Annotated in this window: 22 protein-coding genes; 16 read left to right on the forward strand and 6 right to left on the reverse strand. The window is 67.9% G+C overall.

Annotated elements, in window-relative coordinates; all coding sequences use genetic code 11:
* The first annotated feature begins 67 nt into the window (after positions 1–67).
* The 3 genes from RIV12_RS05650 to RIV12_RS05660 all read left to right on the forward strand — a co-directional run bounded on the left by RIV12_RS05650 (position 68) and on the right by RIV12_RS05660 (position 2,835).
* A complete protein-coding gene (locus RIV12_RS05650; RefSeq protein ID WP_309322759.1) occupies positions 68–1,210 on the forward strand; it encodes a histidinol-phosphate transaminase in 1,143 nt (380 codons plus the stop codon).
* 111 nt (positions 1,211–1,321) lie between these two features.
* Positions 1,322–1,921 (forward strand): imidazoleglycerol-phosphate dehydratase HisB, encoded by a 600-nt coding sequence (hisB, locus tag RIV12_RS05655; RefSeq protein ID WP_309322760.1) that lies wholly within the window; start codon positions 1,322–1,324, stop codon positions 1,919–1,921.
* A complete protein-coding gene (locus RIV12_RS05660) occupies positions 1,921–2,835 on the forward strand; it encodes a hypothetical protein (RefSeq protein ID WP_309322761.1) in 915 nt (304 codons plus the stop codon). The genes hisB and RIV12_RS05660 overlap by 1 nt, the downstream gene beginning before the upstream one ends.
* Before the next feature lie 46 nt (positions 2,836–2,881).
* Here the strand turns inward: RIV12_RS05660 and RIV12_RS05665 are convergent, their stop codons facing one another.
* Positions 2,882–4,483 (reverse strand): serine/threonine-protein kinase, encoded by a 1,602-nt coding sequence (locus RIV12_RS05665; protein ID WP_309322794.1) that lies wholly within the window; start codon positions 4,481–4,483, stop codon positions 2,882–2,884.
* Between the two features lie 413 nt (positions 4,484–4,896).
* Between RIV12_RS05665 and hisH the strand changes: the two genes are divergently transcribed.
* The 3 genes from hisH (at position 4,897) to RIV12_RS05680 (ending at position 7,310) form a co-directional block, all read left to right on the forward strand.
* Positions 4,897–5,535, forward strand: a complete 639-nt coding sequence (gene hisH / locus RIV12_RS05670) for an imidazole glycerol phosphate synthase subunit HisH (RefSeq protein ID WP_075418962.1) — start codon at positions 4,897–4,899, stop codon at positions 5,533–5,535.
* Positions 5,536–5,575: 40 nt separating this feature from the next.
* Positions 5,576–6,328 (forward strand): bifunctional 1-(5-phosphoribosyl)-5-((5-phosphoribosylamino)methylideneamino)imidazole-4-carboxamide isomerase/phosphoribosylanthranilate isomerase PriA, encoded by a 753-nt coding sequence (priA, locus tag RIV12_RS05675; protein ID WP_309322762.1) that lies wholly within the window; start codon positions 5,576–5,578, stop codon positions 6,326–6,328.
* Between the two features lie 79 nt (positions 6,329–6,407).
* Positions 6,408–7,310 (forward strand): SseB family protein, encoded by a 903-nt coding sequence (locus RIV12_RS05680; protein WP_428978916.1) that lies wholly within the window; start codon positions 6,408–6,410, stop codon positions 7,308–7,310.
* A gap of 22 nt (positions 7,311–7,332) precedes the next feature.
* Here the strand turns inward: RIV12_RS05680 and RIV12_RS05685 are convergent, their stop codons facing one another.
* Positions 7,333–7,650, reverse strand: coding sequence for a hypothetical protein (locus RIV12_RS05685; RefSeq protein WP_309322763.1), 318 nt, complete (start codon positions 7,648–7,650; stop codon positions 7,333–7,335).
* Between the two features lie 67 nt (positions 7,651–7,717).
* On the opposite strand from RIV12_RS05685, the gene RIV12_RS05690 reads away from it, so the two are divergent.
* From RIV12_RS05690 to RIV12_RS05715, 6 genes are all read left to right on the forward strand, one after another.
* Entirely contained in the window at positions 7,718–8,506 is a 789-nt protein-coding gene (locus RIV12_RS05690; protein ID WP_309322764.1) for an ABC transporter ATP-binding protein, read from the forward strand.
* A complete protein-coding gene (locus RIV12_RS05695; protein ID WP_309322765.1) occupies positions 8,503–10,113 on the forward strand; it encodes a DUF6297 family protein in 1,611 nt (536 codons plus the stop codon). Before RIV12_RS05690 ends, RIV12_RS05695 begins: the two co-directional genes overlap by 4 nt.
* Positions 10,114–10,476: 363 nt before the next feature.
* Positions 10,477–11,076 carry a translation initiation factor IF-3 gene (infC, locus tag RIV12_RS05700; protein ID WP_428978915.1) on the forward strand — a complete coding sequence of 200 codons (600 nt, stop codon included), beginning with the start codon at positions 10,477–10,479 and terminating at the stop codon, positions 11,074–11,076.
* Between the two features lie 123 nt (positions 11,077–11,199).
* Complete coding sequence (gene rpmI / locus RIV12_RS05705) at positions 11,200–11,394, forward strand: 50S ribosomal protein L35 (protein WP_003780493.1); 195 nt, start codon at positions 11,200–11,202, stop codon at positions 11,392–11,394.
* Positions 11,395–11,421: 27 nt separating this feature from the next.
* Positions 11,422–11,802: a 50S ribosomal protein L20 gene (rplT, locus tag RIV12_RS05710; protein WP_003780489.1), complete on the forward strand. Its 381-nt coding sequence runs from the start codon at positions 11,422–11,424 to the stop codon at positions 11,800–11,802.
* A gap of 123 nt (positions 11,803–11,925) precedes the next feature.
* Complete coding sequence (locus tag RIV12_RS05715; RefSeq protein ID WP_309322766.1) at positions 11,926–12,840, forward strand: TrmH family RNA methyltransferase; 915 nt, start codon at positions 11,926–11,928, stop codon at positions 12,838–12,840.
* A 42-nt stretch (positions 12,841–12,882) separates the two neighbouring features.
* Here RIV12_RS05715 and RIV12_RS05720 read toward each other — a convergent pair whose 3' ends face one another.
* Together RIV12_RS05720 and RIV12_RS05725 are read right to left on the reverse strand one after the other, a co-directional pair.
* On the reverse strand, positions 12,883–14,163 hold the full coding sequence (locus tag RIV12_RS05720; RefSeq protein WP_309322767.1) for a glycosyltransferase: 1,281 nt from the start codon (positions 14,161–14,163) through the stop codon (positions 12,883–12,885).
* 209 nt (positions 14,164–14,372) lie between these two features.
* A complete protein-coding gene (locus RIV12_RS05725; protein ID WP_309322768.1) occupies positions 14,373–15,023 on the reverse strand; it encodes a TetR/AcrR family transcriptional regulator in 651 nt (216 codons plus the stop codon).
* Positions 15,024–15,288: 265 nt separating this feature from the next.
* Between RIV12_RS05725 and RIV12_RS05730 the strand changes: the two genes are divergently transcribed.
* The 4 genes from RIV12_RS05730 (at position 15,289) to RIV12_RS05745 (ending at position 18,800) form a co-directional block, all read left to right on the forward strand.
* Complete coding sequence (locus RIV12_RS05730) at positions 15,289–16,074, forward strand: amino acid ABC transporter ATP-binding protein (protein ID WP_309322769.1); 786 nt, start codon at positions 15,289–15,291, stop codon at positions 16,072–16,074.
* 89 nt (positions 16,075–16,163) lie between these two features.
* Complete coding sequence (locus tag RIV12_RS05735) at positions 16,164–17,144, forward strand: glutamate ABC transporter substrate-binding protein (protein ID WP_309322770.1); 981 nt, start codon at positions 16,164–16,166, stop codon at positions 17,142–17,144.
* 127 nt (positions 17,145–17,271) lie between these two features.
* The gene (locus tag RIV12_RS05740) at positions 17,272–17,928 is read left to right on the forward strand and encodes an amino acid ABC transporter permease (RefSeq protein ID WP_309322771.1); all 657 of its coding nucleotides are present in this window, start codon (positions 17,272–17,274) and stop codon (positions 17,926–17,928) included.
* Positions 17,925–18,800 (forward strand): amino acid ABC transporter permease, encoded by an 876-nt coding sequence (locus RIV12_RS05745; RefSeq protein ID WP_309322772.1) that lies wholly within the window; start codon positions 17,925–17,927, stop codon positions 18,798–18,800. Before RIV12_RS05740 ends, RIV12_RS05745 begins: the two co-directional genes overlap by 4 nt.
* A 58-nt stretch (positions 18,801–18,858) precedes the next feature.
* Here RIV12_RS05745 and RIV12_RS05750 read toward each other — a convergent pair whose 3' ends face one another.
* On the reverse strand, positions 18,859–19,641 hold the full coding sequence (locus tag RIV12_RS05750) for a hypothetical protein (protein ID WP_309322773.1): 783 nt from the start codon (positions 19,639–19,641) through the stop codon (positions 18,859–18,861).
* Between the two features lie 165 nt (positions 19,642–19,806).
* Positions 19,807–19,935 (reverse strand): hypothetical protein, encoded by a 129-nt coding sequence (locus RIV12_RS05755; RefSeq protein ID WP_309322774.1) that lies wholly within the window; start codon positions 19,933–19,935, stop codon positions 19,807–19,809.
* Positions 19,936–20,018 lie beyond the last annotated feature (83 nt).

Consider the following 20,018-nt stretch of genomic DNA (forward strand, 5'->3'; position numbering starts at 1 on the left):
CTGCCGCCGGCGCCATCTGCTGCGGGACCCTCGTCCGCGGCAGCGGACCGAGCCGTAGACTCTTGGCGTGAGCGCGAACCTGCCCCTGAGACCGGACCTGGAGGGTGAGGCCCCCTACGGGGCCCCGGAGATCGACGTCCCCGTGCGGCTGAACGTCAACGAGAACCCCTACCCGCCCTCTGCCGCTGTCATCGAGTCCATCGCCACCGCCGTGGCTCAGGCCGCCCGGGGCCTCAACCGCTACCCGGAGCGGGACTTTCCTCGGCTGCGGGCCGCACTCGCGGACTATCTCAAGGCCGAGTCCGGTGCGCACCTGGTCCCTGAGCAGATCTGGGCGGCCAATGGCTCCAATGAGGTCATGCTCCACGTGCTCCAGGCCCTCGGCGGTCCCGGGCGCATCTGCCTGACCTTCACCCCCACCTACTCGATGTACCCCGAGTACGCCCGTGACACACTGACCGACTACGCCACGCGACCGCGCCGGGAGGACTTCACTCTCGATGTGGACGCCGCGGTGGCCGCGATCAACGAGCTGCGGCCGGCCGTCGTCATTCTGGCCAGCCCCAACAACCCGACCGGAACAGCCCTGCCGCTGGAGGGCATCAGGAGGATCCTTGAGGCGGCCCGCGGTCACGACCCCCTGCTCGGAGCCGAGATCGGCTCGCCTGCCCGGGCCAGTGACTGCGTCGTCGTCATCGATGAGGCCTACGCCGAGTTCCGTCGTCCGGGCGTGCCCAGCGCCCTGGAGCTGGTGGGGCCGGTCAACCCGCACCTGGCCGTCACCCGCACCATGTCCAAGGCTTTCGGGGCAGCCGGTCTGCGCCTGGGGTACCTGGTCGCGGATAGCGCCCTGGTTGACGCCCTGCGCGTCGTGCGTCTGCCCTATCACCTGTCCGCCGTCACCCAGGCCGCGGCCCTGGCCGCCCTGTCCCACCGTGACGAGCTCATGGCTCAGGTGGCCTCCCTGCGTGATGAGCGCGATGCCTTCGTGGCCTGGCTGCGCGGCCAGGGGCTGACCGCGCACGACTCGGACGCCAACTTCGTCCTGTTCGGCCCGTTCCCGGACCGCGATGCCGTCTGGAGACGCCTGCTCGACGCCGGGGTCCTCATCCGCGTCGTCGGCCCCGATGGTTTCCTGCGGGCCAGCATCGGCACGCCCACTGAGATGGAGCTCCTCCGCCGTGCCCTGCTCGCAGCCATTGGTGGATGAAGAGGGACGCCGGCAGCGATCAGAGGCGAGGACCGGTAGGGTTGCTATCGATTGAGATACCTATGAACCACTCCGCTGAAAAGCACGACACACGATGCTGAGGAAGCACCCATGAGCCGTACCGCCCGCATTGAACGAGCCACGAGCGAGTCAAGCGTCGTCGTCGAGATCAATCTCGATGGCACGGGCAAGACCGACATCTCCACCACCGTCCCCTTCTACGACCACATGCTCACTGCGCTGGGGCGCCACTCGCTCATCGATCTGACAGTGCGCGCAACCGGTGACACCGAGATCGATGTGCACCACACCGTTGAGGACACCGCCATCTGCATCGGTGAGGCCCTGCGCATGGCCCTGGGGGACAAGCGCGGTATCCGCCGCTTCGGTGAGGCCAGCGTTCCGCTGGACGAGGCCCTGGCTCATGCCGTCGTTGATATCTCCGGACGTCCCTACCTGGTGCACGAGGGTGAGTCCGAGGCCTTCATCCACCACCTCATCGGCGGTCACTTCACCGGTTCCATGGTGCGTCACGTGCTGGAGGCCATCGCCTACCACGCCGGCATCTGCCTGCATGTGCGTGTCCTGGCCGGGCGCGATCCCCACCACATCGCCGAGGCCGAGTTCAAGGCCCTGGCCCGTGCCCTGCGCGCTGCCGTGGAGGACGACCCCCGCGTCGAGACCATCCCATCCACGAAGGGAAGCCTGTGATGGATCAGACCCCCCAGCCCGACGAGAGCCGCGACGACCGCCAGGATCACGGGCGCGATCTGGACGCCGAGTTCGCCGCCCTCATGGGCGACGTGGAGATCCCCGACGACCTCTCGGTCGAAGGCATGGAGGCTCCGCAGGACACCCGACGTGAGCTGGGCCAGGAGACCCCTGCGGAGGACGGCTCCGTTCCGGTCGGCGCTGAGGGGGAGAGCGGACCCGCGCACGTGAGTCCCGACGACGTCCCCCACAACACCTACCATCCTCTGAGCGGGGAACAGGCGCGAGCGGAGGACATCGACGAGCCTTCCCGGCTCACCGACGCTCAGGAGGCGCAGATCGCCGCCGCGACCGACTCCCTGAGCTCCTCCGTGCCCGGACAGTCCGACGACCAGGCTCCCCGGGCGGTCAAGGTCGCTGTCGTCATGACACCGCTGAACCGGGCTGATGGCTTGGCGGGAATGTGCTCCCTCCTGGACCTCGACTGCACCGTGGTGCCCTCCTCCAACGGAGCCTTCGCGGTCAAGCAGTTCGTCTCGGCCCACTCCGACTGGGACGTGGCCGAGCTGCTCGGCGGCTCCGACTCCGAACCAGCTGAGGCCGCCGAGCTGGCCGCGCAGCTCTCTCGCCTGTCACGAGCCGGCGCGGTCCTCATGACCGCCGACCTGGCCACCGACGTCGGTATTGAATCCGGCCTGTCCGGGACGATCACCGCCCGTCACTTCACCAACGGCCAGCCCGGCGAGGAGGCCTCGGCGGGGCTCCTCCTGGCCTCCATGGACCAGGTCGTGGAGGACGTGCTCCTGGGGGTCATCGACGCCGACGACGTCCCCGGCGCGGTGAAGTCCTCCGAGATCAAAGCGCCCCGGGCGATGCGCTGGTTCGGACGCGGCCTGCGCCGTCCCCCGCAGTGATGTCACAGGTGCGAGCCGTCCGCTGCCGGCCAGGGGGCATTGGCTCCTAGCCGGCGTAGGAGCTCGTCCGCTGCCCGCCCTTGTCGGAGGCGATGCAGGAGAAGCCCCGCTTTCCGGCGTTCCAGCCGGCCTCTCCCGGACCCAGCACCGATGTACTCGGATCGCTCGCCCCGTACTGCTGGGCCGCCTCTGAGGTACAGGTGGCCTGCACGTTGGGATCGGCCGCCAGGTCGTCGTCACTGGAACCCGAGGTGCTCTCCGCCAGGGTCCCCACCTGGTAGACCTCCCAGGAGTGGGGCTCGTTGCAGTCGACCTTCCTGGCCGTGGTCTGCCCTGAGATCGAGGTAGTGCCCGCCAGGCAGGTACCCACCGGGTGCGGCGGGGTCGAGGCGGCGTCCTGACTCGACGATGAGGACTGGGAAGCGGAACCCGGTGCCGTCGCGGCCGACGACGATCTGGTGGCACTGACCGCGGGAGCCAGGTGGGCGCCCGCCACCCATCCTGCGCTCAGACCGACGACCAGGCCGACAACTGCGCCGATCGCTCCGGAGCGCAGACCGATCTGGCGGCGCTCCGATCTGGACAGTCTCATCGACTGACCCGCCTGAACTGAGGCGGGAGCGTTCGTCAATACCTTCCCGGAGCTCTCCAACCCGCCTGAGACGACTGAGGGGGCTGAGGCGGCGGAGCCTGAGGGGCCGGCTGCACGGACAGGGAAGACGGAGTCGGATGATGACCACTGCGACGCACCGGACAGAGCGTGGGAGTCGGGCGATCCTTCCCGCTGGTCGGGCGGAGGCGGCGCCAGTCCGGCCTCAACCAGCCGCAAGGAGGTCACCGGCCCGCCGACGGCCAGATTTCCTACCCCGAGATGCTCACGGATCTGTCCCAGGGCCCCGGTGAGCTCGGTGCCGTTGCGGTAGCGGTGCTTGGGGTCCGGCGCCATCGCCTTGCTGAGGACCGGAAGCAGGATCTCGGGGACATTCGGGTCGCTGATGTCCAGGGGGTCGTCGAGGGAACGGACGATCTCCGGCAGGCTGCGCTGCACGCCGTCGGGACCACGCCGGGGGCCTCGCCCCGTCAGCAGGGCGAAGAGCACCGCGCCCATGGACCACACATCCCCCTCGGGGCCGGGGCTGGCCAGCATGAAGGCCTCCGGCGCGGCGAAGTCGGGGGTGAGGCACTCCAGAGTCACGGTGGGATCCTGACCTTCGCGCTGGACCGCGGCGATGCCGAAGTCCGACAGGCGTGGAGAGCCGTAGGAGTCCAGAAGGATGTTGGCGGGCTTGATGTCCCGGTGCATGACACCGGCCGCGTGGGCCGCCCCCAGAGCCGAGGCCGCTGCCTCCACCAGGGCCACGGCGTCGGAGGCGGGGGTCGGGCCGCGTGAGACGAGGTCGTAGAGGCTGCCGCCCGCGCACAGCTCCATGACCAGGTAGGGGCGCAGATCGGGCAGCTTGCCCGTGTCGACCAGTGAGACCACGTGAGGATGCCCCGAGATCCTCGAGGCCGCCTGCACCTCGCGCATGAACCGCCGCTCATTGCGAGGATCATCCAAGGGGCGGGAGTCCACCTTGACGGCGACCGGACGCTCCAAGGAGTCCTGCACGCCGGCGTAGACCGTCGCGAAGCCGCCGCGTCCCAGCACCGAGGTAATCCGCACGCCGGGGATGGAGAACGGTGCTCCGCTGCGCGACCTGCTGGATCCACCCGAGCCTGTGCCGGCCCCTGCGGGTGAGTGGCTCGAGAAGGACTGCGAAGGCGGCGGAGGCGGGGGTGCCGACCAAGGCGGCTGAGGGGCCTGGCCGGAGGGGGACTGCATGCTCACGGATGAATACTCGCCCATCTTGGGGATTCGTGAAAGGAAGCCGACTACCCAGATCCGAATCGCACAATCCGTGCCGTGTCCCCGCGCTGTCCCTGCTCACGCCCACGATGAGCTCGACGCTCCACCCGATCCGCTGCGCCGACGCTGACGGCTTCGATTCTGCGCATGTCAGAAGGCGTTTCAGAGTGTGGAGGATTCTCAGAACGATCTACCGGGACGATAGGATATGTCACATGCAAGCGCCACGCGTCACCGTCCTGTCATACGGATCCGGCAACGTCCGTTCGGCGGTGCGTGCTCTGGAACGCGTCGGCGCGCAGGTGACCCTCACCAGCGACCCGCACGAGGTCGCTGAGGCCGATGGGCTCGTGGTCCCCGGGGTGGGAGCCTTCGGCGCGGTCATGGAACAGCTGCGGGCGGTTGGCGCCCCCCGTCTCATCGAACGGCGCCTGGCCGGTGGACGGCCGGTCCTGGGAATCTGCGTGGGCATGCAGGTCATGTTCGAGCGCTCCGAGGAGCACGGGACCGCTGAAGACGGACTGGGACAGTGGCCCGGCACCGTGTCCCGCTTGAGTGCCGACGTCGTTCCTCACATGGGGTGGAGCCGGGTCCGCCCTCCTTCGGACTCCGTTCTGTTCGACGGCGTTGCCGACGAGCACTTCTACTTCGTCCACTCCTACGCGGCCACTGCGGACCCTGCCGAGCTGCTCGGTCCCGGTCCCACCCGTCTGCCCCAGGTCACCTGGGCGACTCACGGGAACGACTTCATCGCCGCCGTCGAGAACGGAGCCCTGTGCGCTACGCAGTTCCACCCCGAGAAGTCCGGTGACGCAGGGGCTCGGCTGCTGCGCAACTGGTTGACGACCCTCTGAACCTCACCCGAGTCATCCCACGACCACTGCAGGAGAAAGCATGCTCACTCTACTTCCCGCCGTCGACGTCGCCGATGGCAAGGCCGTCCGGCTCCTTCAGGGAGAGGCCGGCTCAGAGACGGACTACGGCAGCCCCGTCGACGCCGCCCGGGACTGGGTGCGCGCCGGAGCCGAATGGATCCACTTGGTGGACCTCGACGCCGCCTTCGGTCGCGGCTCCAACCATGAGCTGCTCTCTCGCATCGTCGGCGAGGTCGGCATCAAGGTGGAGCTCTCCGGGGGCATTCGTGATGACGCCTCACTGGCCCGGGCCCTGGCCGCCGGTGCCGCTCGGGTCAACCTGGGCACGGCGGCGCTGGAGGACCCCGAGTGGACCGAACGGGTCATTGCCGAGCACGGGGAGAGGATCGCCGTTGGCCTCGACGTGCGCGGCTCCACCCTGGCGGCCCGCGGCTGGACCAAGGAGGGCGGAGACCTGTGGGAGACCCTTGAGCGGCTCAACGCTGCGGGGTGCGCGCGCTACGTCGTCACTGACGTCACTCGGGACGGAACGCTGAGCGGCCCCAACACGGAGCTCCTCACCGAGGTCTGCCAGCTCAGCCCTGCCCCGGTGGTCGCCTCCGGCGGTATCGCCCACCTCGACGACCTGGTCGCGCTGCGTCGCCTGGTGCCGTTGGGACTGGAGGGCGCGATCGTCGGCAAGGCGCTGTACAACGGCAACTTCACCCTCCAGGAGGCCCTGGCCGTGGCCGGTGACGAGGAGAAGAGGCAGCCCTCGAAGGCTCGTGTCTGACCTCTCCGAGCGCCCCGGTTCCCGCATCGCCTGCGTGCTCACCGACGTCAGGGACAGGGGGGACGTCAAAGGCGCTACCGTGAGGGCCGTGAGCCAGTCAGCGCAGAATCAGCAGGCAGATCCCGCAGCAGTGTCCGCGCCGCTCGGAGCCTCGGCGGCCGAGCCCCCGCAGGACGCCCAGGTGGCGGCGGCCGTGGCCGCACGGGCCAAGCTGGAGCGGCTTCTGGCTGCACCGGCCCCCTTCGCCGACGACGATGGCTCGATTAGGCCGGAGGTGCGCGACGCCCTGGAGGCCGTGGACCTGCCGCGTCATCAGTACCTCGATGAGCTGTGGGCGGCACTCGTCGGTGGCCGGCTCATCGTCCCTGTGGCCGCCCATGCCCTTCCCGGCCGCCTGAAGGGGAGCCGGGAGCAGTCCGTGAGCCTGGCGCAGGGTCTGGCGGACGGTGGCGCACCGCAGGTTCCGGCTCACGAGGTGCACACCACCGACGCCTGCCAGGACGCGGCGACCCTGGCGGTGAGCCTGCCCGACGGGCACATCGCCCTGCCGGTGTTCACCAGCGCCGAGGCCATGACCGCATGGCGCAGTGACGTCCGCCCCGTGCCGGTGACGCCCCGGCGAGCGGCGCAGGTGGCCTGCCTGTCCACCGACCAGCTGTGGGTGCTCGACCCCGGTAGCCGGGACCTGCGCCTGCCGCGCCCCGCCGTCGTGGCCCTGGCTGGGGGAGAGGCGTGGGTGCCATCATGGCGCAACGAGCCGGTTCAGGCCGAGGTACGCGCCCAGCTCCAGGAGGTCGACGGAGTCACCGGCGTGGCCTTCGGGCCCGGTGAGGGCGCCGAGCTGCGGGTCTTCATCCGCATCGACGCCGCAGACGGTCGCGCCGGCGTGGCCCGGAGCCTGGAGGGCTGCCAGCACGTCATGGTCAACCCGGCCTGGGGAGACCTCGTCGACACCGTGGAGCTGTGCCCGCTTCCCGCCTGATCCGTGCAGCTGGAGCACAATCTCAAGGGCGCCCCAGGATCAGGGCCTCCCACTGCTCGACCTGTCCGTAGTGGTCCTCCAGCGGCCCGGCCACCTGGTCGAAGCGGGTAACGACCTCGCGCAGGACCTGGGCGTCCTGGGATCGTCCGTCATTCTGGGAGATCCGGGCACAGGCCTCGGCGATCGCACGGACCTGGGCGAGATCCCGGGTCGAGACCATCACCCGGCCGGGGCCCGGGTCCCTCGTGGTGCTCCAGTCGGTTCCGCCCTCACGGGAGAGGGCGGAACCGCCGTCTGACGCGCCATTCGGGTCCGGTGTCCTCACGCTGTTCCAATCCATGATTGCGGAGCGTAAGGCATCCGATTCGACCAGGCCACCGAAAAAAACGTGTGTTGGAATAGTACCGATGATCGCGATGTCGACCACCTCAGGCCCATCTCAACCCGACCCCGAGCTGCCGCCCGGTAACCGGCATGATTTCAACAGCGGCACCCAGCCTCCGGCTCCAAGCCGTGAGCCACTGGTGAGCGCCCGCGACCTCAGTGTCGGATACAGCGACCAACCGGTCTGCGCCCCGGCGACCTTCGACCTGCTTCCCGGCCAGGTGCTGGCACTGGTCGGAGTCAACGGGGCCGGCAAGTCGACGATCCTGCGCACCTGCTGCGGGCTACTGCGCCCGCTGGCGGGGCGGGTTCGCGTACTCGGACACGTCCCGGACCCCCGTTCAGGTGTCCAGCGCGCAGCTGTCGCCACGGATCTGGGGCAGGAGTCCTTCTTCCCCACACTGACCGTCATCGAGCACCTGCGGCTGGTCTGCTTCGGGCACGGCGTCGTCGAGGCCGACGAGGTGGTCAGTGACCTGCTGGAGGACCTGGAGCTGCGGCGGCTCGCGGGGCACCTTCCCGAGGAGCTCTCCTCAGGGCAACGGCGCCGTCTGGCGCTGGCGTCGGTCCTGGCCCGACCCCGCAGGCTGCTGATCCTCGATGAGCCCGAGCAGCGTTTGGACCGGGTGACCCGCCTGCTTCTGGCGGACCGACTCGTTGAGGAGCGTGAGGCCGGCGGGGGAGTGCTCATGGTCTCCCACGACCCGGAGATCGTCGAGGAGGCGGCCACTGACGTGCTCCTCGTCGGACGCGACACCCGGATGCTCAGCGTGGATGATGGCGTGCGCGCCATTGAGGAGGGGCTGCGGTGACGCCGCTGGGCGAACAGAAGACGCAGCCCCTCTCCACGGCTCCGGAGAAGGCGGTGCTTCCCAACGGGGCCGCACTGCGCAGCTGGGTAAGGCTCCGTACCCGGCGGCATCGCCGCGGTGTCTGGGCGCTCGTAGGAGACATCTACTCCGCGCTTCTGACGATCATCATCGTCGGAACGATCCTCGCCCCCTATCTGCGCCGGCTGATCGTGGATAGGCCCGCCTCGGCGACCGGGACCGGTGCGCTCCACGGCTTTGCAGTAGCGGGCCTCGAGCCCGGGTGGCTGGTCCTGGCGCCGCTCATGCTGCTCGCAGCGGTCGGTGTCGGTTCACTCGGCCTGCTCGGCCCGCTCTTCCTGCGCCCTCATGAGGCTGCCTGGTGGCTGCCCATGCCCGGGGATCGGGGCAGCCTCCTGGTGCCGGTGGCCCGTGTCGAGTACCTCATCGCGGCCACCGTGGGAGCTGCGGTGGGCGTGCTCCCAGCGCTGGCGGCCGGAGGTGGCTGGGTCGCCGCTGTGGCGTGGCCGGCCCTACTTGCGACCGGGAACTGCCTGGTGCTCACCGAGCTCATCAAGGCGCAGATCCTTGGCCACGGTGTCGAGCGGCTGCGGCGCCGTCTCATCCTGACGGGAGTCGCAGCCTGCCTGGCCGGTGTGGGGCTTCCCTTCCCGCGCTCCGTACTGGGGAACGCGGTGGTCGCCCTCCTGGCCGGTGCGCTGGTCGTCCTCACTGTCACAGAATGGCAGCGGGCCAGACGCAGCCTGGGGCAGGTGCATGATGCTGCGCTCCTCGCCGTCGTCGCGCGTTCCTTCGGTGCGCACGTCTCATTGCTGTCGTTGGACACCAGGGCCCTGGGGCGGCTGATCTCCCCGGATCCTGCCAGGCCCGTGACCCCTTCGCCGTTGTGGACGGCCGGGATCGGGAGCCGGATGCCCCGACCCCTCGGGGTGCTGATGACGGTGGCTCAAGCGGACTGGATCCTGCTGCGTCGCCAGCGCCGGCGCCTGCTTCAGATGGGGGTCGGGCTGGCCATCGCGGTGCTGCCGCTCCTGTCCAGCGCGGTCGGTGCCCCCCTGCGCGCCGTCGGCTATCTCATCGGAGGATGGGTTGCGACTCTGGCCGTTGCCGAGCCGGCGCGTCAGGCCTGGTTCGACGGCGGTCCTGACGCCTCCTGGCCGGTGGCGCCCTGGGTGGTGCGCGCGGGGCACCTGCTCGTGCCGGCCGTCCTCATGAGCACGTGGTCCCTCCTGAGCCTGGCCCCAGTCATGGCGACCCACGGGGCCGCGGCCGACTGGAAGGGGCTGGGAATCATGGTCGCCCTGGCTCTTGTAAGCGGCTGGGCCTGGGGCGGGGCGGCGCTGCGTTCCGGGTATCGGGAGATGCCCGACTTCGCCGCCGGACTCGTCACCTCGCCCGTGGGATCCCTGCCGCCGGGAGTGGTGCAGATGCTGACTCAAGGGCCCGATGCCGCCGTCGTAGGAGCACTGGCTGCGGCGCTTGCCGCCAGTGGTATCGCGGCGCCGACGACGACGCTGCTCGGGATCCAGGCCGCCGTCGGCATCATCGCCGTCGTGTGGGGAGCCCGCACGAACCGCTGGGCCTCTTGACGCTCTGACGCGCCTCATATCCGCCTCATACGTGGGAGGACTCACGCCAAGTGGGGCGAGAACGCAGTGGGAGAGCCGGCCTGTGTCCTGGTAGTATTCCTCATTGACCACCCGGGGTTCGCCCCGGTGCGCAAGCGGAGTGATCCCACCTGGGTTCCTTTCGGGAATCGGGTTCATGCAAGGGTGATAAGCCCTTCGCGGTCCCTGCTCGGCCACGGCCGTGCGTTGACCGCGCTCATCACGAGGCCTCCGACCTGCGCGGCAGGGACGGGGGCCTTTCCTCGTCCCGCAAGCATCCGTGACTCAGAGTGAGGAACCGACATCAGCGAGCCCCGTATCAACGAACGGATCCGCGTTCCCGAAGTGCGTCTCGTCGGCCCCAGCGGAGAGCAGGTCGGCGTTGTCCGCGTGGAGGACGCCCTGCGTCTGGCTGAGGAGGCCGATCTCGACCTGGTCGAGGTGGCACCCGACGCCCGACCTCCGGTGTGCAAGCTCATGGACTACGGCAAGTTCAAGTACGAGTCGGCCATGAAGGCGCGCGACGCGCGACGCAACCAGGCAAACACCCAGCTCAAGGAGATCCAGTTCCGCCCCAAGATCGATGAGCACGACTACGCCACCAAGCGCGGCCACGTCGAGCGATTCCTCAAGGGCGGGGACAAGGTCAAGTGCATCGTCCGCTTCCGCGGCCGTGAGCAGTCCCGGCCCGAGCTCGGGATCAGGCTCCTGCAGGGCCTGGCCGAGGAGATGGCCGAGCTGGGCACCATCGAGTCCCACCCCCGTCAGGACGGCCGCAACATGGTCATGGTCCTGGCTCCGGTCCGTAAGAAGGCCGAGGTCAAGTCCGACCAGCGCCGCCGTCGCGAGGAGGCCCGTGCCGCTCGCCGTGCCGAGAAGCACGCGGGCCGGGCGCCCAAGGGCGCCAAGGCCTTGGACGGGGAGCCTGCCGGCGAGAACGCCTGAGAGCGCCCGATGGCGCTCTCGACACTCACCTGACACCACCGACCCACCCCCTCGCCACCGTGAGCGGGGTCCGCAGTCCCGGCGACCACTGGTCTCCCAGGGACCGAGAAGAGGAAATTACCCATGCCGAAGAACAAGACGCACTCCGGTGCCAAGAAGCGCTTCCGGGTCACCGGCAGCGGCAAGCTCATGCGCGAGCAGGCCAACAAGCGCCACCTGCTGGAGGTCAAGTCCTCCCGCCGCAAGCGCAAGCTGTCCCAGGACCAGCCGGTCGCCCCGGCCGACGTCCGCCAGGTCAAGAAGCTGCTCGGTCGCTGACCGCCCAACCCACCAAGGAGTCTCACCATGGCACGTGTGAAGCGGGCTGTTAACGCCCAGAAGAAGCGTCGTTCCGTTCTCGAGAAGGCCTCGGGCTACCGCGGCCAGCGCTCGCGCCTCTACCGCAAGGCCAAGGAGCAGGTCACCCACTCCGGCGTCTACGCGTTCCGCGACCGTCGCGCCCGCAAGGGTGACTTCCGTCGTCTGTGGATCCAGCGCATCAACGCTGCCGCCCGCGCCGAGGGCCTGACCTACAACCGCTTCATCCAGGGTCTTGGCCTGGCCGGTGTGGAGATCGACCGCCGCATGCTCGCCGAGCTGGCCGTCAACGAGCCCGAGGGCTTCAAGGCCCTTGTGGAGGTGGCCCGCAAGGCCCTCCCCGAGGACGTCAACGCCCCCAAGGCCTGAATCACCAGTGCAGCCGGGGGCCAGCCCCACTGACACATGATCGCCGAGTCCTCGTCACAGACCCTGAGTCGGTTTGTGGCGGGGATTCGGTGTTCTGGTCGGCCGCTCGCGTAGGCTGACGGCATGAGCCCTACCGCCTCTGCCGTCCCTGATGAGTTCTTCGATGACTCTGCCGACCGTCCTCAGGCTCGCGGGCCGCGGCGGCGCACCGTTACCGAGGGGCCGGCCGCCGGCCGAGAGGTGCTGAGCAATCCGGCCTCGGCCCGCATCTCCCGGGTGGCGGGCCTGTCGCGCCGCAACGCGAGGGCCAAGCACCGTCGCTTCCTGGTTGAAGGCCCCCAGGGCGTGCGGGAGGCCGTCCGGCACGCCCCAGGCCGCCTGCTCGACGTCTACTTCACCGAGGCGGCCGTCGAGCGCCACAGCGAGATCTGGGATGAGGCCGTGGCGGCCGAGCTCTACGTGCACGTCACCACGGAGCAGGTCATGGACGCCATGAGTGCTGACGCTCAGGGCCTCCTGGCCGTGGTGGCCACCGAGGAGGCCACCGGCTCCGAGGCGCTGACCACCGCCCTGGAGGGGGCCAGGCTCGTCGCCGTCCTCACCCAGGCCCAGGACCCGGGAAACGCTGGAACCATCATCCGGGCCGCCGACGCCGCCGGAGCCGACGCCGTCGTCCTCGTACGCGGCAGCGTGGACCCCACCGCGCCGAAGGTCGTGCGCTCCACCGCCGGAAGCCTCTTCCACCTGCCTGTGGTCACCGGTGTGGCCCTCGACGACGCCGTCACCGCGCTCCACAACGCCGGACTCACCGTCCTCGCGGCCGACGGACGCGGCGACTTCGACCTCTTCGAGGCCGAGTCTCTCCTGGAGGCGCCGAGTGCCTGGCTGCTCGGCAATGAGGCGCACGGACTGCCCTCAGAGGCGCTGAGCCGAGCCGACGCCGTCGTCTCCATCCCCGTCTACGGCAAGGCGGAGTCCCTCAACGTCGCCGCAGCCGCGGTCGTCTGCCTCTACGCCAGCGCCCGGGCGCAGGCCTAGGACACAGTCCGGCGGAAGTCTCGGAGGCAAACCGCCGCAGACTCACAGCAGCTCGCAGATCGCCTCGGCCGCACGGCCCGGTCCGTCCAGCCCCTCCATGAGCCTCGCCATCCGTCGAGCGCGGGAACGCATGCCGTCGTTGGCCAGGGCCTGCCGCACCAGCGCCGCCCAGTCGGCCCTGCGAGCCTCCTTCTGCGAAACGAGTCTGGCCGAGCCGAAGGCCACACAGCGCTGAATGTTGAATCGCTGCTCGAACTGCAACGGGATCCCGATGAAGGGCCACCCCTGGACGCAGCTGGTCTGCACCGTTCCCTCCCCGCCGTGGGTGATGGCCAGGTCGACGGCGTCGCCCAGCTGGTGCGCCGGGATCCAGTCAGTGACGTGCACGTTGGGCGGAAGAGTCTCCAGGTCCTCCTCGTGAAGGTGGGTGCGCACCGGTGCCAGTACCTGGCAATCCGCCCGGCCCAGGCCTGCGAGCACGTCAAGGACGAGGTCACGGTTCCCCGATGAGCCCATGGCGAAGTACACCAGGGGCTGGGGGCCGGCAGCCAGGTCGGCCAGGAGCTCGGGAGTCTCCCCGGGCAGACGGGCGTAGACCGGTCCCACCACTCGGTGTCCCTCGGGCATCCTCAGCCACCGAGGCAGCAGGTGTGGAGCGCTGGCGATGAGATTGAGGTCGGCAGTGAGCCCGGCGAGCACTCCCTGGGGCAGCGAGACGCCATTGGCCTTGGCCACCTGATGGAAGGATCGAGGCAGGGGGACCCGAGTTCCCAGTGCATGGAGCGCGTGGGCGGCCACGTTATCGAGCAGGCACTCCTCGGGGGAGGTGCGGGGCAGGAAGCCGGTGGCCCCTGTGGCGCGCGCCGCCTCCAGGTGCGCCAGGGAATAGGCGAAGGGCCGTACGAAAACCAGTGGCACGCACTCCGCCCTCGCAGAAATAAACTGGCTGGGAGTTACTCCGATGACAACGGCGTCCGGACGCAGGCCGCGCAACAGTACGCGCTCGCTGCTCACCCGCTGGGCGAGCATCTGCGCCGTGAACGGGTGACGCAGGCTGCGGCCCTGGTCGAAGGCCAGCGCCAGCCGTCCCTCCTCCTCGCCGAGGTAGGGGGTCAGCAGGCGGAACTCGAAGCCCGCGGCCCTGATGTACTCGGAGTTGCGTCGCGAGAAGCCGGCAAAGACGCACTCAACGTGCGACGGCATCCGGCGGGCCACCTCGATCGCGCGGGTCACCTCGGCGAAGTTGAATGTCTCCGGAGCGAAGAGGACACGCGATGTCCTGCGGCTTACAGCCACCACATCTCCAGTGGTGCCTTGAGGCATGATCGGCTCTCCTTCTGAGAGCGAGGGGCGCCGCAGTACGGGGAACCCTCATCGTCGTTCTATTGCACGTCTTGTACAACTGGGGGAGAGAGTAGCACGTCCGTGCCGACGTGAACGCCTATTTTTACGACAGGTTTGGAATGCTGGAAAAAAGTGTGTGATGCGGACTCGGCTGAGGCCTGATTCTCGGCGTGGCTCGGAGGCCGACCTCAGTGGTCACCCACCAGGTCATGGGCAGTGGTCGGCGCTGAGGCCTGTTCGGCGGTGTGCTCGGCGCCTTGCCGAGCCTGGGACACCAGACTCCGTAGCGTCTGGGCGGACATGTTCGTGATGGTCTCCTGGCTGATCTCGGGGTGATCCAGCCAGGCCAGGCACAGGGTGATCATGGTGCTGATCCACACCTCGGCGGCGAACATGGCGTGCTCGTCGGGCTCTGCGATGCCCAGGAGCATGAGCACGAGGCGTTCGTAGCGCTCGAAGCTGGTGGCCAGCGCTGCCGCGATCTCAGGGTCCTGGTCAAGACCTCCGGTGTGAAGCGCTCGAAGGCTGTCGGGCCTGGCCTTCACATAGCCCGCGAAGGTGGAGATCGCCCCTTCCAGGGTCAGCGCCGTCTGCTGCTCGACCAGACCATGAAGGTGAAGGATCTCGTACTCCACAATGGCTCGGGCGAAGGCGATCTTGGAGGGGAAGTAGTGATAGAAGAGTGTGCGTGAGACGCCGGCCCGCTTGATGATCTCGTTGACGTGAGTGCGGTCGAGCGTTCCTTCCGCGAACAGCTCAACGCCTACTCTCACCAGCTCCTCCCGGCGCTGCTCGGGCTGGAGGCGGCGGCGCGGATCGGTGGCATTCGCGGGACTCATGCAGATGAGACTACGACCGCATGGTCGGCTCGTGCGGTTAGGCACTCTGTATGGCGTGTGAGCATCATCCCAAGGGCTGGGGCGCTCAGAGTCGGTTGACGCCCCGGTTGCCGACGGTGCTACTCTTCCTGACGAGAGGTCGAAACCTCCTCGAATGTGCAGGCCGACACGAGTCAAGGAGGAATGCAGTGCGCATGTGGATGTGTTGCTGTTGCTGTCGATGAGACAGATGACGCTCCCATACCCATGTTGAGACGAGGTACTCGTGACCGCATCCGCACCCTCTCCTGATCAGGCAGCCGCAGACCGGAACGATGACGTCCTGGTGCGGATCAGCCACGTCACCAAGTACTACGGCCGTTTCAAGGCTCTCGACGACGTCTCACTCGACATCCACCGTGGCGAGGTCGTGGCCGTCATCGGCGCCTCCGGATCGGGTAAGTCCACCCTGTGCCGCACCGTCAATCGCCTGGAGCCGATCCAGAAGGGGCGGATCGAGATCGACGGAACCCCCCTGCCTCAGGAGGGCCGGGCCCTGGCCCAGCTGCGCGCCGAGGTGGGAATGGTCTTCCAGTCCTTCAACCTCTTCCCGCACCGCACGGTGCTGGACAACATCACCTTGGCACCCATGAAGGTGCGTGGCGTCCCCCGGAACCGGGCTGAGGAACGGGCCCGTGAGCTGCTGGCCAGAGTCGGTCTGGAGGACCAGGCCGGAAAACGTCCCTCCCAGCTCTCCGGAGGGCAGCAGCAGCGCGTCGCCATCGCCCGCGCGCTGGCCATGGACCCCAAGCTCATGCTCTTCGATGAGCCCACCAGCGCCTTGGACCCGGAGATGATCAACGAGGTCCTCGACGTCATCAAGGACCTGGCGGCCTCGGGCATGACCATGCTCGTCGTCACCCACGAGATGGGCTTCGCCCGCTCGGTCGCCGACCGGGTCGTCTTCATGGACGGCGGCCAGATCGTTGAGTCCGGCCGACCCGCTGAGTTCTTCTCCTCCCCGCGCACCGAGCGCGCCCGCGACTTCCTCTCCAAGGTGCTCAGCCACTGAGCCCCGAACCGCACCGTCTCCCGAGTGCGGCGACCACCGCAGGCCCAGCGCCTGGGACGGCCCCTCCCCGTCCGAACGAAAGGAACACCATGACCACCCTCTCCCGCCGCGGACTCCTGGCCACGACCGGTGCCGTCTCCCTGGCCGGCGTGCTGGCCGCCTGCGCCGACACAGGCGCCGACGGTAAGGCCGTCGCCTCGTCGTCGGCCTCCGACGCCGACTACGACAAGGCCATCAACTCCGGTCCGGTGGCCGCCGCCGACGTCGTGGCCGCCTCCCCCTGGGCCGCCGCCGTGAAGCAGGCGGGCAAGCTCGTCACCGGCGGGACCAAGACCTCGGAGGTCTTCTCCTGGGAGGACTCCAAGACGAAGAAGATCTCCGGTTTCGATGCGGCCATCGCCCAGGCGCTGGCCCGCTACATCATCGGCGGCGACGACGCCCGCTCCCTCCTCGAGGTCCAGCAGGTCACCTCCGACACGCGCGAGACCGTCCTGACGAACGGCACGGTCAAGGCCGTCATCGCCACCTACACGATCACCCCGGAGCGGGCCAAGAAGATCGACTTTGCCGGCCCGTACTACGCCTCCAGCCAGGCCATCCTGGTCAAGGCCGACAACCAGGACATCACCGGCGTCGACACCCTCACCGGGGATGTCGCGGTCCAGTCCAACTCCTCGTCGGCCGCTGCGCTGAAGAAGCACGCCCCCAAGGCAAACGCCAAGCCCTTCGACACCCAGGCCAAGTGCGTCGCCGCCGTTGAGAGCGGTCAGGTCAAGGCCTACGTCGTGGACCAGTCCCTGCTCAAGAGCGAGGTCCTGTCCAATGACAAGGTCAAGATCGTCGGTGAGACCTTCGCCGAGGACCCCTACGGTATCGGACTCCCCAAGGACTCCGGTGCGCAGGCCTTCGTCAACACCTTCCTGAAGACGATTGAGGCCGACGGCACCTGGAAGAGGATCTGGGACGCGACGATCGGAAAGTCCCTCGGTGGCACCGCCCCACAGCCGCCGGCCATCGGCTCGGTCCCCGGCTCCTCGGCCACCGGGGACGCGACCCCGCAGAGCTCCTGAACGACGTCAGCGCCTGTCAGGCTTGCCGTGTCCTCGGTCCGAGCGGATCCGCTACAGGGTCTCGGTGGCACGGCAGCCGGCAGCATTCCCGTCATGGTGACGACCCGCATCTTGCAAGGAGGCGACTGTGAGTGCCATTACCGATAATCTTGCCGATATCGGCTGGGGGCTGCTGGTTACCCTAGTGATCTCCGTCCTGTCCTACCTGGGTGGGCTGTTCCTGGGATCGCTCATGGCCATCTTCCGGGTCGGTCCCATCCCTCCGCTGCGCGCGCTGGGCGCGGCGTGGGTGACAGTCGCCTGCAACATTCCCAACTTGTGCCTCATGGTGCTCATCGGGTTGGCGCTACCCCATGTCGGCATCACGATCCCTCTTTTCTGGTCGGTGATCGTCGCACTGATCTTCTCCTCATCCGGATTCGTGTGCGAGACGGTCCGCAGCGGAATCAACTCGGTGCCGAAGGGCCAGATCGAGGCCGCTCGCGCTCTGGGAATGCCCTTCGGCCTCATCATCCGCGGCATTGTCCTGCCCCAGGCGCTGGTGCGCACGATCCAGCCGTTGGTCAACATCTTCATCGCCTGCCTCATCGGCTCCTCGCTCGCCGCGGCCATCGGCGTCGTCGAGCTGACGGCCGTCACGCAGAGAATCAACCAGGATCGGGCTGCGGGAGTCATCACCTTCCTCACCTCCGGTCTCACCTACTTGGCCATCGCCTTTGCCGCGACGAGGCTCGGCGGGCTTCTTGAAAGACGCCTCGAGTTCATGGGGAGGGGACGAGCATGAGCTCAGACATCATGCCGATGGCAGATGCCCGTCCACGTCGGCAGCGGGGCCAGGGCTCCGGGGCAACGGATGCGGCGCTGCTCTTCGATGAGCCGGGGCCGCGGGGGCGCATCCTGATCGCCATCGGATCGGTCTTCGCCGTCATTGGAATCGCGGCGCTGGTGGGTGCGGTTCTCTACCGACTGGACCTCGCGGGGCAGCTCGACTACCCCGAGTGGCGCTACTTCCTGGGACGCTCGGTCGTCAGTCAGCTCCTGGAGGCAGCCGGTACTACGTTGAGCCTGGGGGCCGTCTCCGCCGTCCTCACCTTCCCTCTGGGAATCGCCCTGGGATGGCTCCGTCTGCTGGACAACCGCCCCGTGAGGTGGCTGGTCGGCCTGTGGATCGATGCCATGAGGGCGGTGCCGATGCTGCTGCTCGTCTACTTCTTCCTCCTGGTGGTTCCCCGCTTCGCGACGGTCTCGGACTTCTGGAAGCTGGCTCTGCCGATCGTCATGTGCACCTCGGCGACGACGGCGGAGGTCTTCCGCTCCGGTGTCCGGGCACTGGATAGGGGACAGACAGAGGCCGCCGTGGCACTGGGGATGAGTCAATCTCTCACAATGCGTCTCATTCTGGCGCCACAGGCCCTGCGCCTCATGCTCCCGACTCTGGTGACGCAGCTGGTGACCATCATCAAGGGGACGACACTGGCGTACGTGCTCGCCTACCCCGAGCTCATGTATCGCGGTTCCACCATGATCGGTCAGGCGAAGATCGACGCCCGTTTGTCGGTCTTCTTCCAGACCTATGTCATCATCGCGGTGCTCTACATCATCGTGAACTGGTCCCTGGGTGCTCTGGCCAGGTACATCGAGTCGCGTACCCGCTGAGGGTGGGGCGACAACATCGCCCCACCCTCACAAGCGGAGTCAGCTGTAGGAGACCGGTCTACTGGTACCGCTCGAGTACGACTCCGACGTAGCGGCCGAAGTGCTTCGTGATGTTCTCATGGTTGTTGTTGGGCCATTCGCTCCACGTGTGACTGAAGGCGACGTCCGGGGCTGAGCTGTAGAAGGCCAGTCCCTTCTTCGCGTTCCCGAGGGCGTCATAATCTTTGGACGAATCCAATTTCCCGGTCACCCAGTTCAGTGAGAACGTACTTCGCGCTTGAGGGGAGAATGAGACTCCAGTCTGGTCCTTCGGGGCGTTGCCTCCGCCAAAGACAAGGAATCCTCCGGCTTTCATGCTTTCGGCATACTCGGGGAAGAAGCTCTGGGTGATGAACTCGGATCCTCCGGAGTAGCCGATAAGCCACAATTGGTCCAGTGTGCTTGCGTGCTTGGTGCTTTCCCTCTGGATTGTGTCCGTCAGATAGTTGACATTGTCTCCGCTCCACCATTTTCTATCCCTGCTCGGGGTGCGAACGGACAAGACGTCATAGCCTCGGCTTGTTGCGGCGCCAACGATTCCGTCCGCTCCGGCAAGGCCGCCGGGAATCGGGGACGTATCGTCGCCGTCACTGTCATGCAGCTCCTGGCCGTCACCGTCAAGGTAGACGACCAGTCCTCTTCTTCCGTTCCGGCCCGGGTAGAATCTCGTCGCAGGAATGGCCGCCTCATTGGTGGTTGTTGAGGTGGCCGCTGCTGCTCCTGTGCTATGACCGATGTACGCGGTCGCTGCGAGAGCAAGCGGCAGACCAAGGGTATGACGCCGGGAAATGAGCTTTGCCATCAGTGATTCTCCTCGTGTGATGGTATTGCTGTCTGCGTCGGGGTAATGGGACGCTAACACGAGCAATCTTGACAGTAAAGCAGGGCGGGAAACGTCCAGTCTTTATGGTGCCGTCTACAAGGTGTCGCTGGATGGAGGGGTGGAGATGAGCTGTAGTGATGGTGTTCAGGCGGGCAGGTCGCGGCGGGTGTAGGTGACCAGGCCGATCGTGATGCCGATGAGGCCAACCACGGTCTGGACGGCCAAGGGCTTCCAGTCGGGGGTTCCGACGACGTCGAGATGGTGCCCGAGCACGCTGAGGTCCTTGGCCAGCGCCCGAATCCGAGTCGACTGGGTGTGGTGGGTGCTCGCCGCGACATTGGGAGCATATCCGCTGC

The sequence above is a fragment of the Actinomyces stomatis genome (genome assembly GCF_031292835.1).
Taxonomy (GTDB): domain Bacteria; phylum Actinomycetota; class Actinomycetes; order Actinomycetales; family Actinomycetaceae; genus Actinomyces; species Actinomyces stomatis.

Bases quoted from the DNA above. Each gene is read 5' to 3' on its own strand.
- hisB (WP_309322760.1), top strand. From the start codon at position 1,322: ATGAGCCGTACCGCCCGCATTGAACGAGCCACGAGCGAGTCAAGCGTC.
- RIV12_RS05660 (WP_309322761.1), top strand. From the start codon at position 1,921: ATGGATCAGACCCCCCAGCCCGACGAGAGCCGCGACGACCGCCAGGAT.
- hisH (WP_075418962.1), top strand. From the start codon at position 4,897: ATGCAAGCGCCACGCGTCACCGTCCTGTCATACGGATCCGGCAACGTC.
- priA (WP_309322762.1), top strand. From the start codon at position 5,576: ATGCTCACTCTACTTCCCGCCGTCGACGTCGCCGATGGCAAGGCCGTC.
- RIV12_RS05685 (WP_309322763.1), bottom strand. From the start codon at position 7,650: ATGGATTGGAACAGCGTGAGGACACCGGACCCGAATGGCGCGTCAGAC.
- RIV12_RS05690 (WP_309322764.1), top strand. From the start codon at position 7,718: ATGATCGCGATGTCGACCACCTCAGGCCCATCTCAACCCGACCCCGAG.
- rpmI (WP_003780493.1), top strand. From the start codon at position 11,200: ATGCCGAAGAACAAGACGCACTCCGGTGCCAAGAAGCGCTTCCGGGTC.
- rplT (WP_003780489.1), top strand. From the start codon at position 11,422: ATGGCACGTGTGAAGCGGGCTGTTAACGCCCAGAAGAAGCGTCGTTCC.
- RIV12_RS05715 (WP_309322766.1), top strand. From the start codon at position 11,926: ATGAGCCCTACCGCCTCTGCCGTCCCTGATGAGTTCTTCGATGACTCT.
- RIV12_RS05720 (WP_309322767.1), bottom strand. From the start codon at position 14,163: ATGCCTCAAGGCACCACTGGAGATGTGGTGGCTGTAAGCCGCAGGACA.
- RIV12_RS05725 (WP_309322768.1), bottom strand. From the start codon at position 15,023: ATGAGTCCCGCGAATGCCACCGATCCGCGCCGCCGCCTCCAGCCCGAG.
- RIV12_RS05735 (WP_309322770.1), top strand. From the start codon at position 16,164: ATGACCACCCTCTCCCGCCGCGGACTCCTGGCCACGACCGGTGCCGTC.
- RIV12_RS05745 (WP_309322772.1), top strand. From the start codon at position 17,925: ATGAGCTCAGACATCATGCCGATGGCAGATGCCCGTCCACGTCGGCAG.
- RIV12_RS05750 (WP_309322773.1), bottom strand. From the start codon at position 19,641: ATGGCAAAGCTCATTTCCCGGCGTCATACCCTTGGTCTGCCGCTTGCT.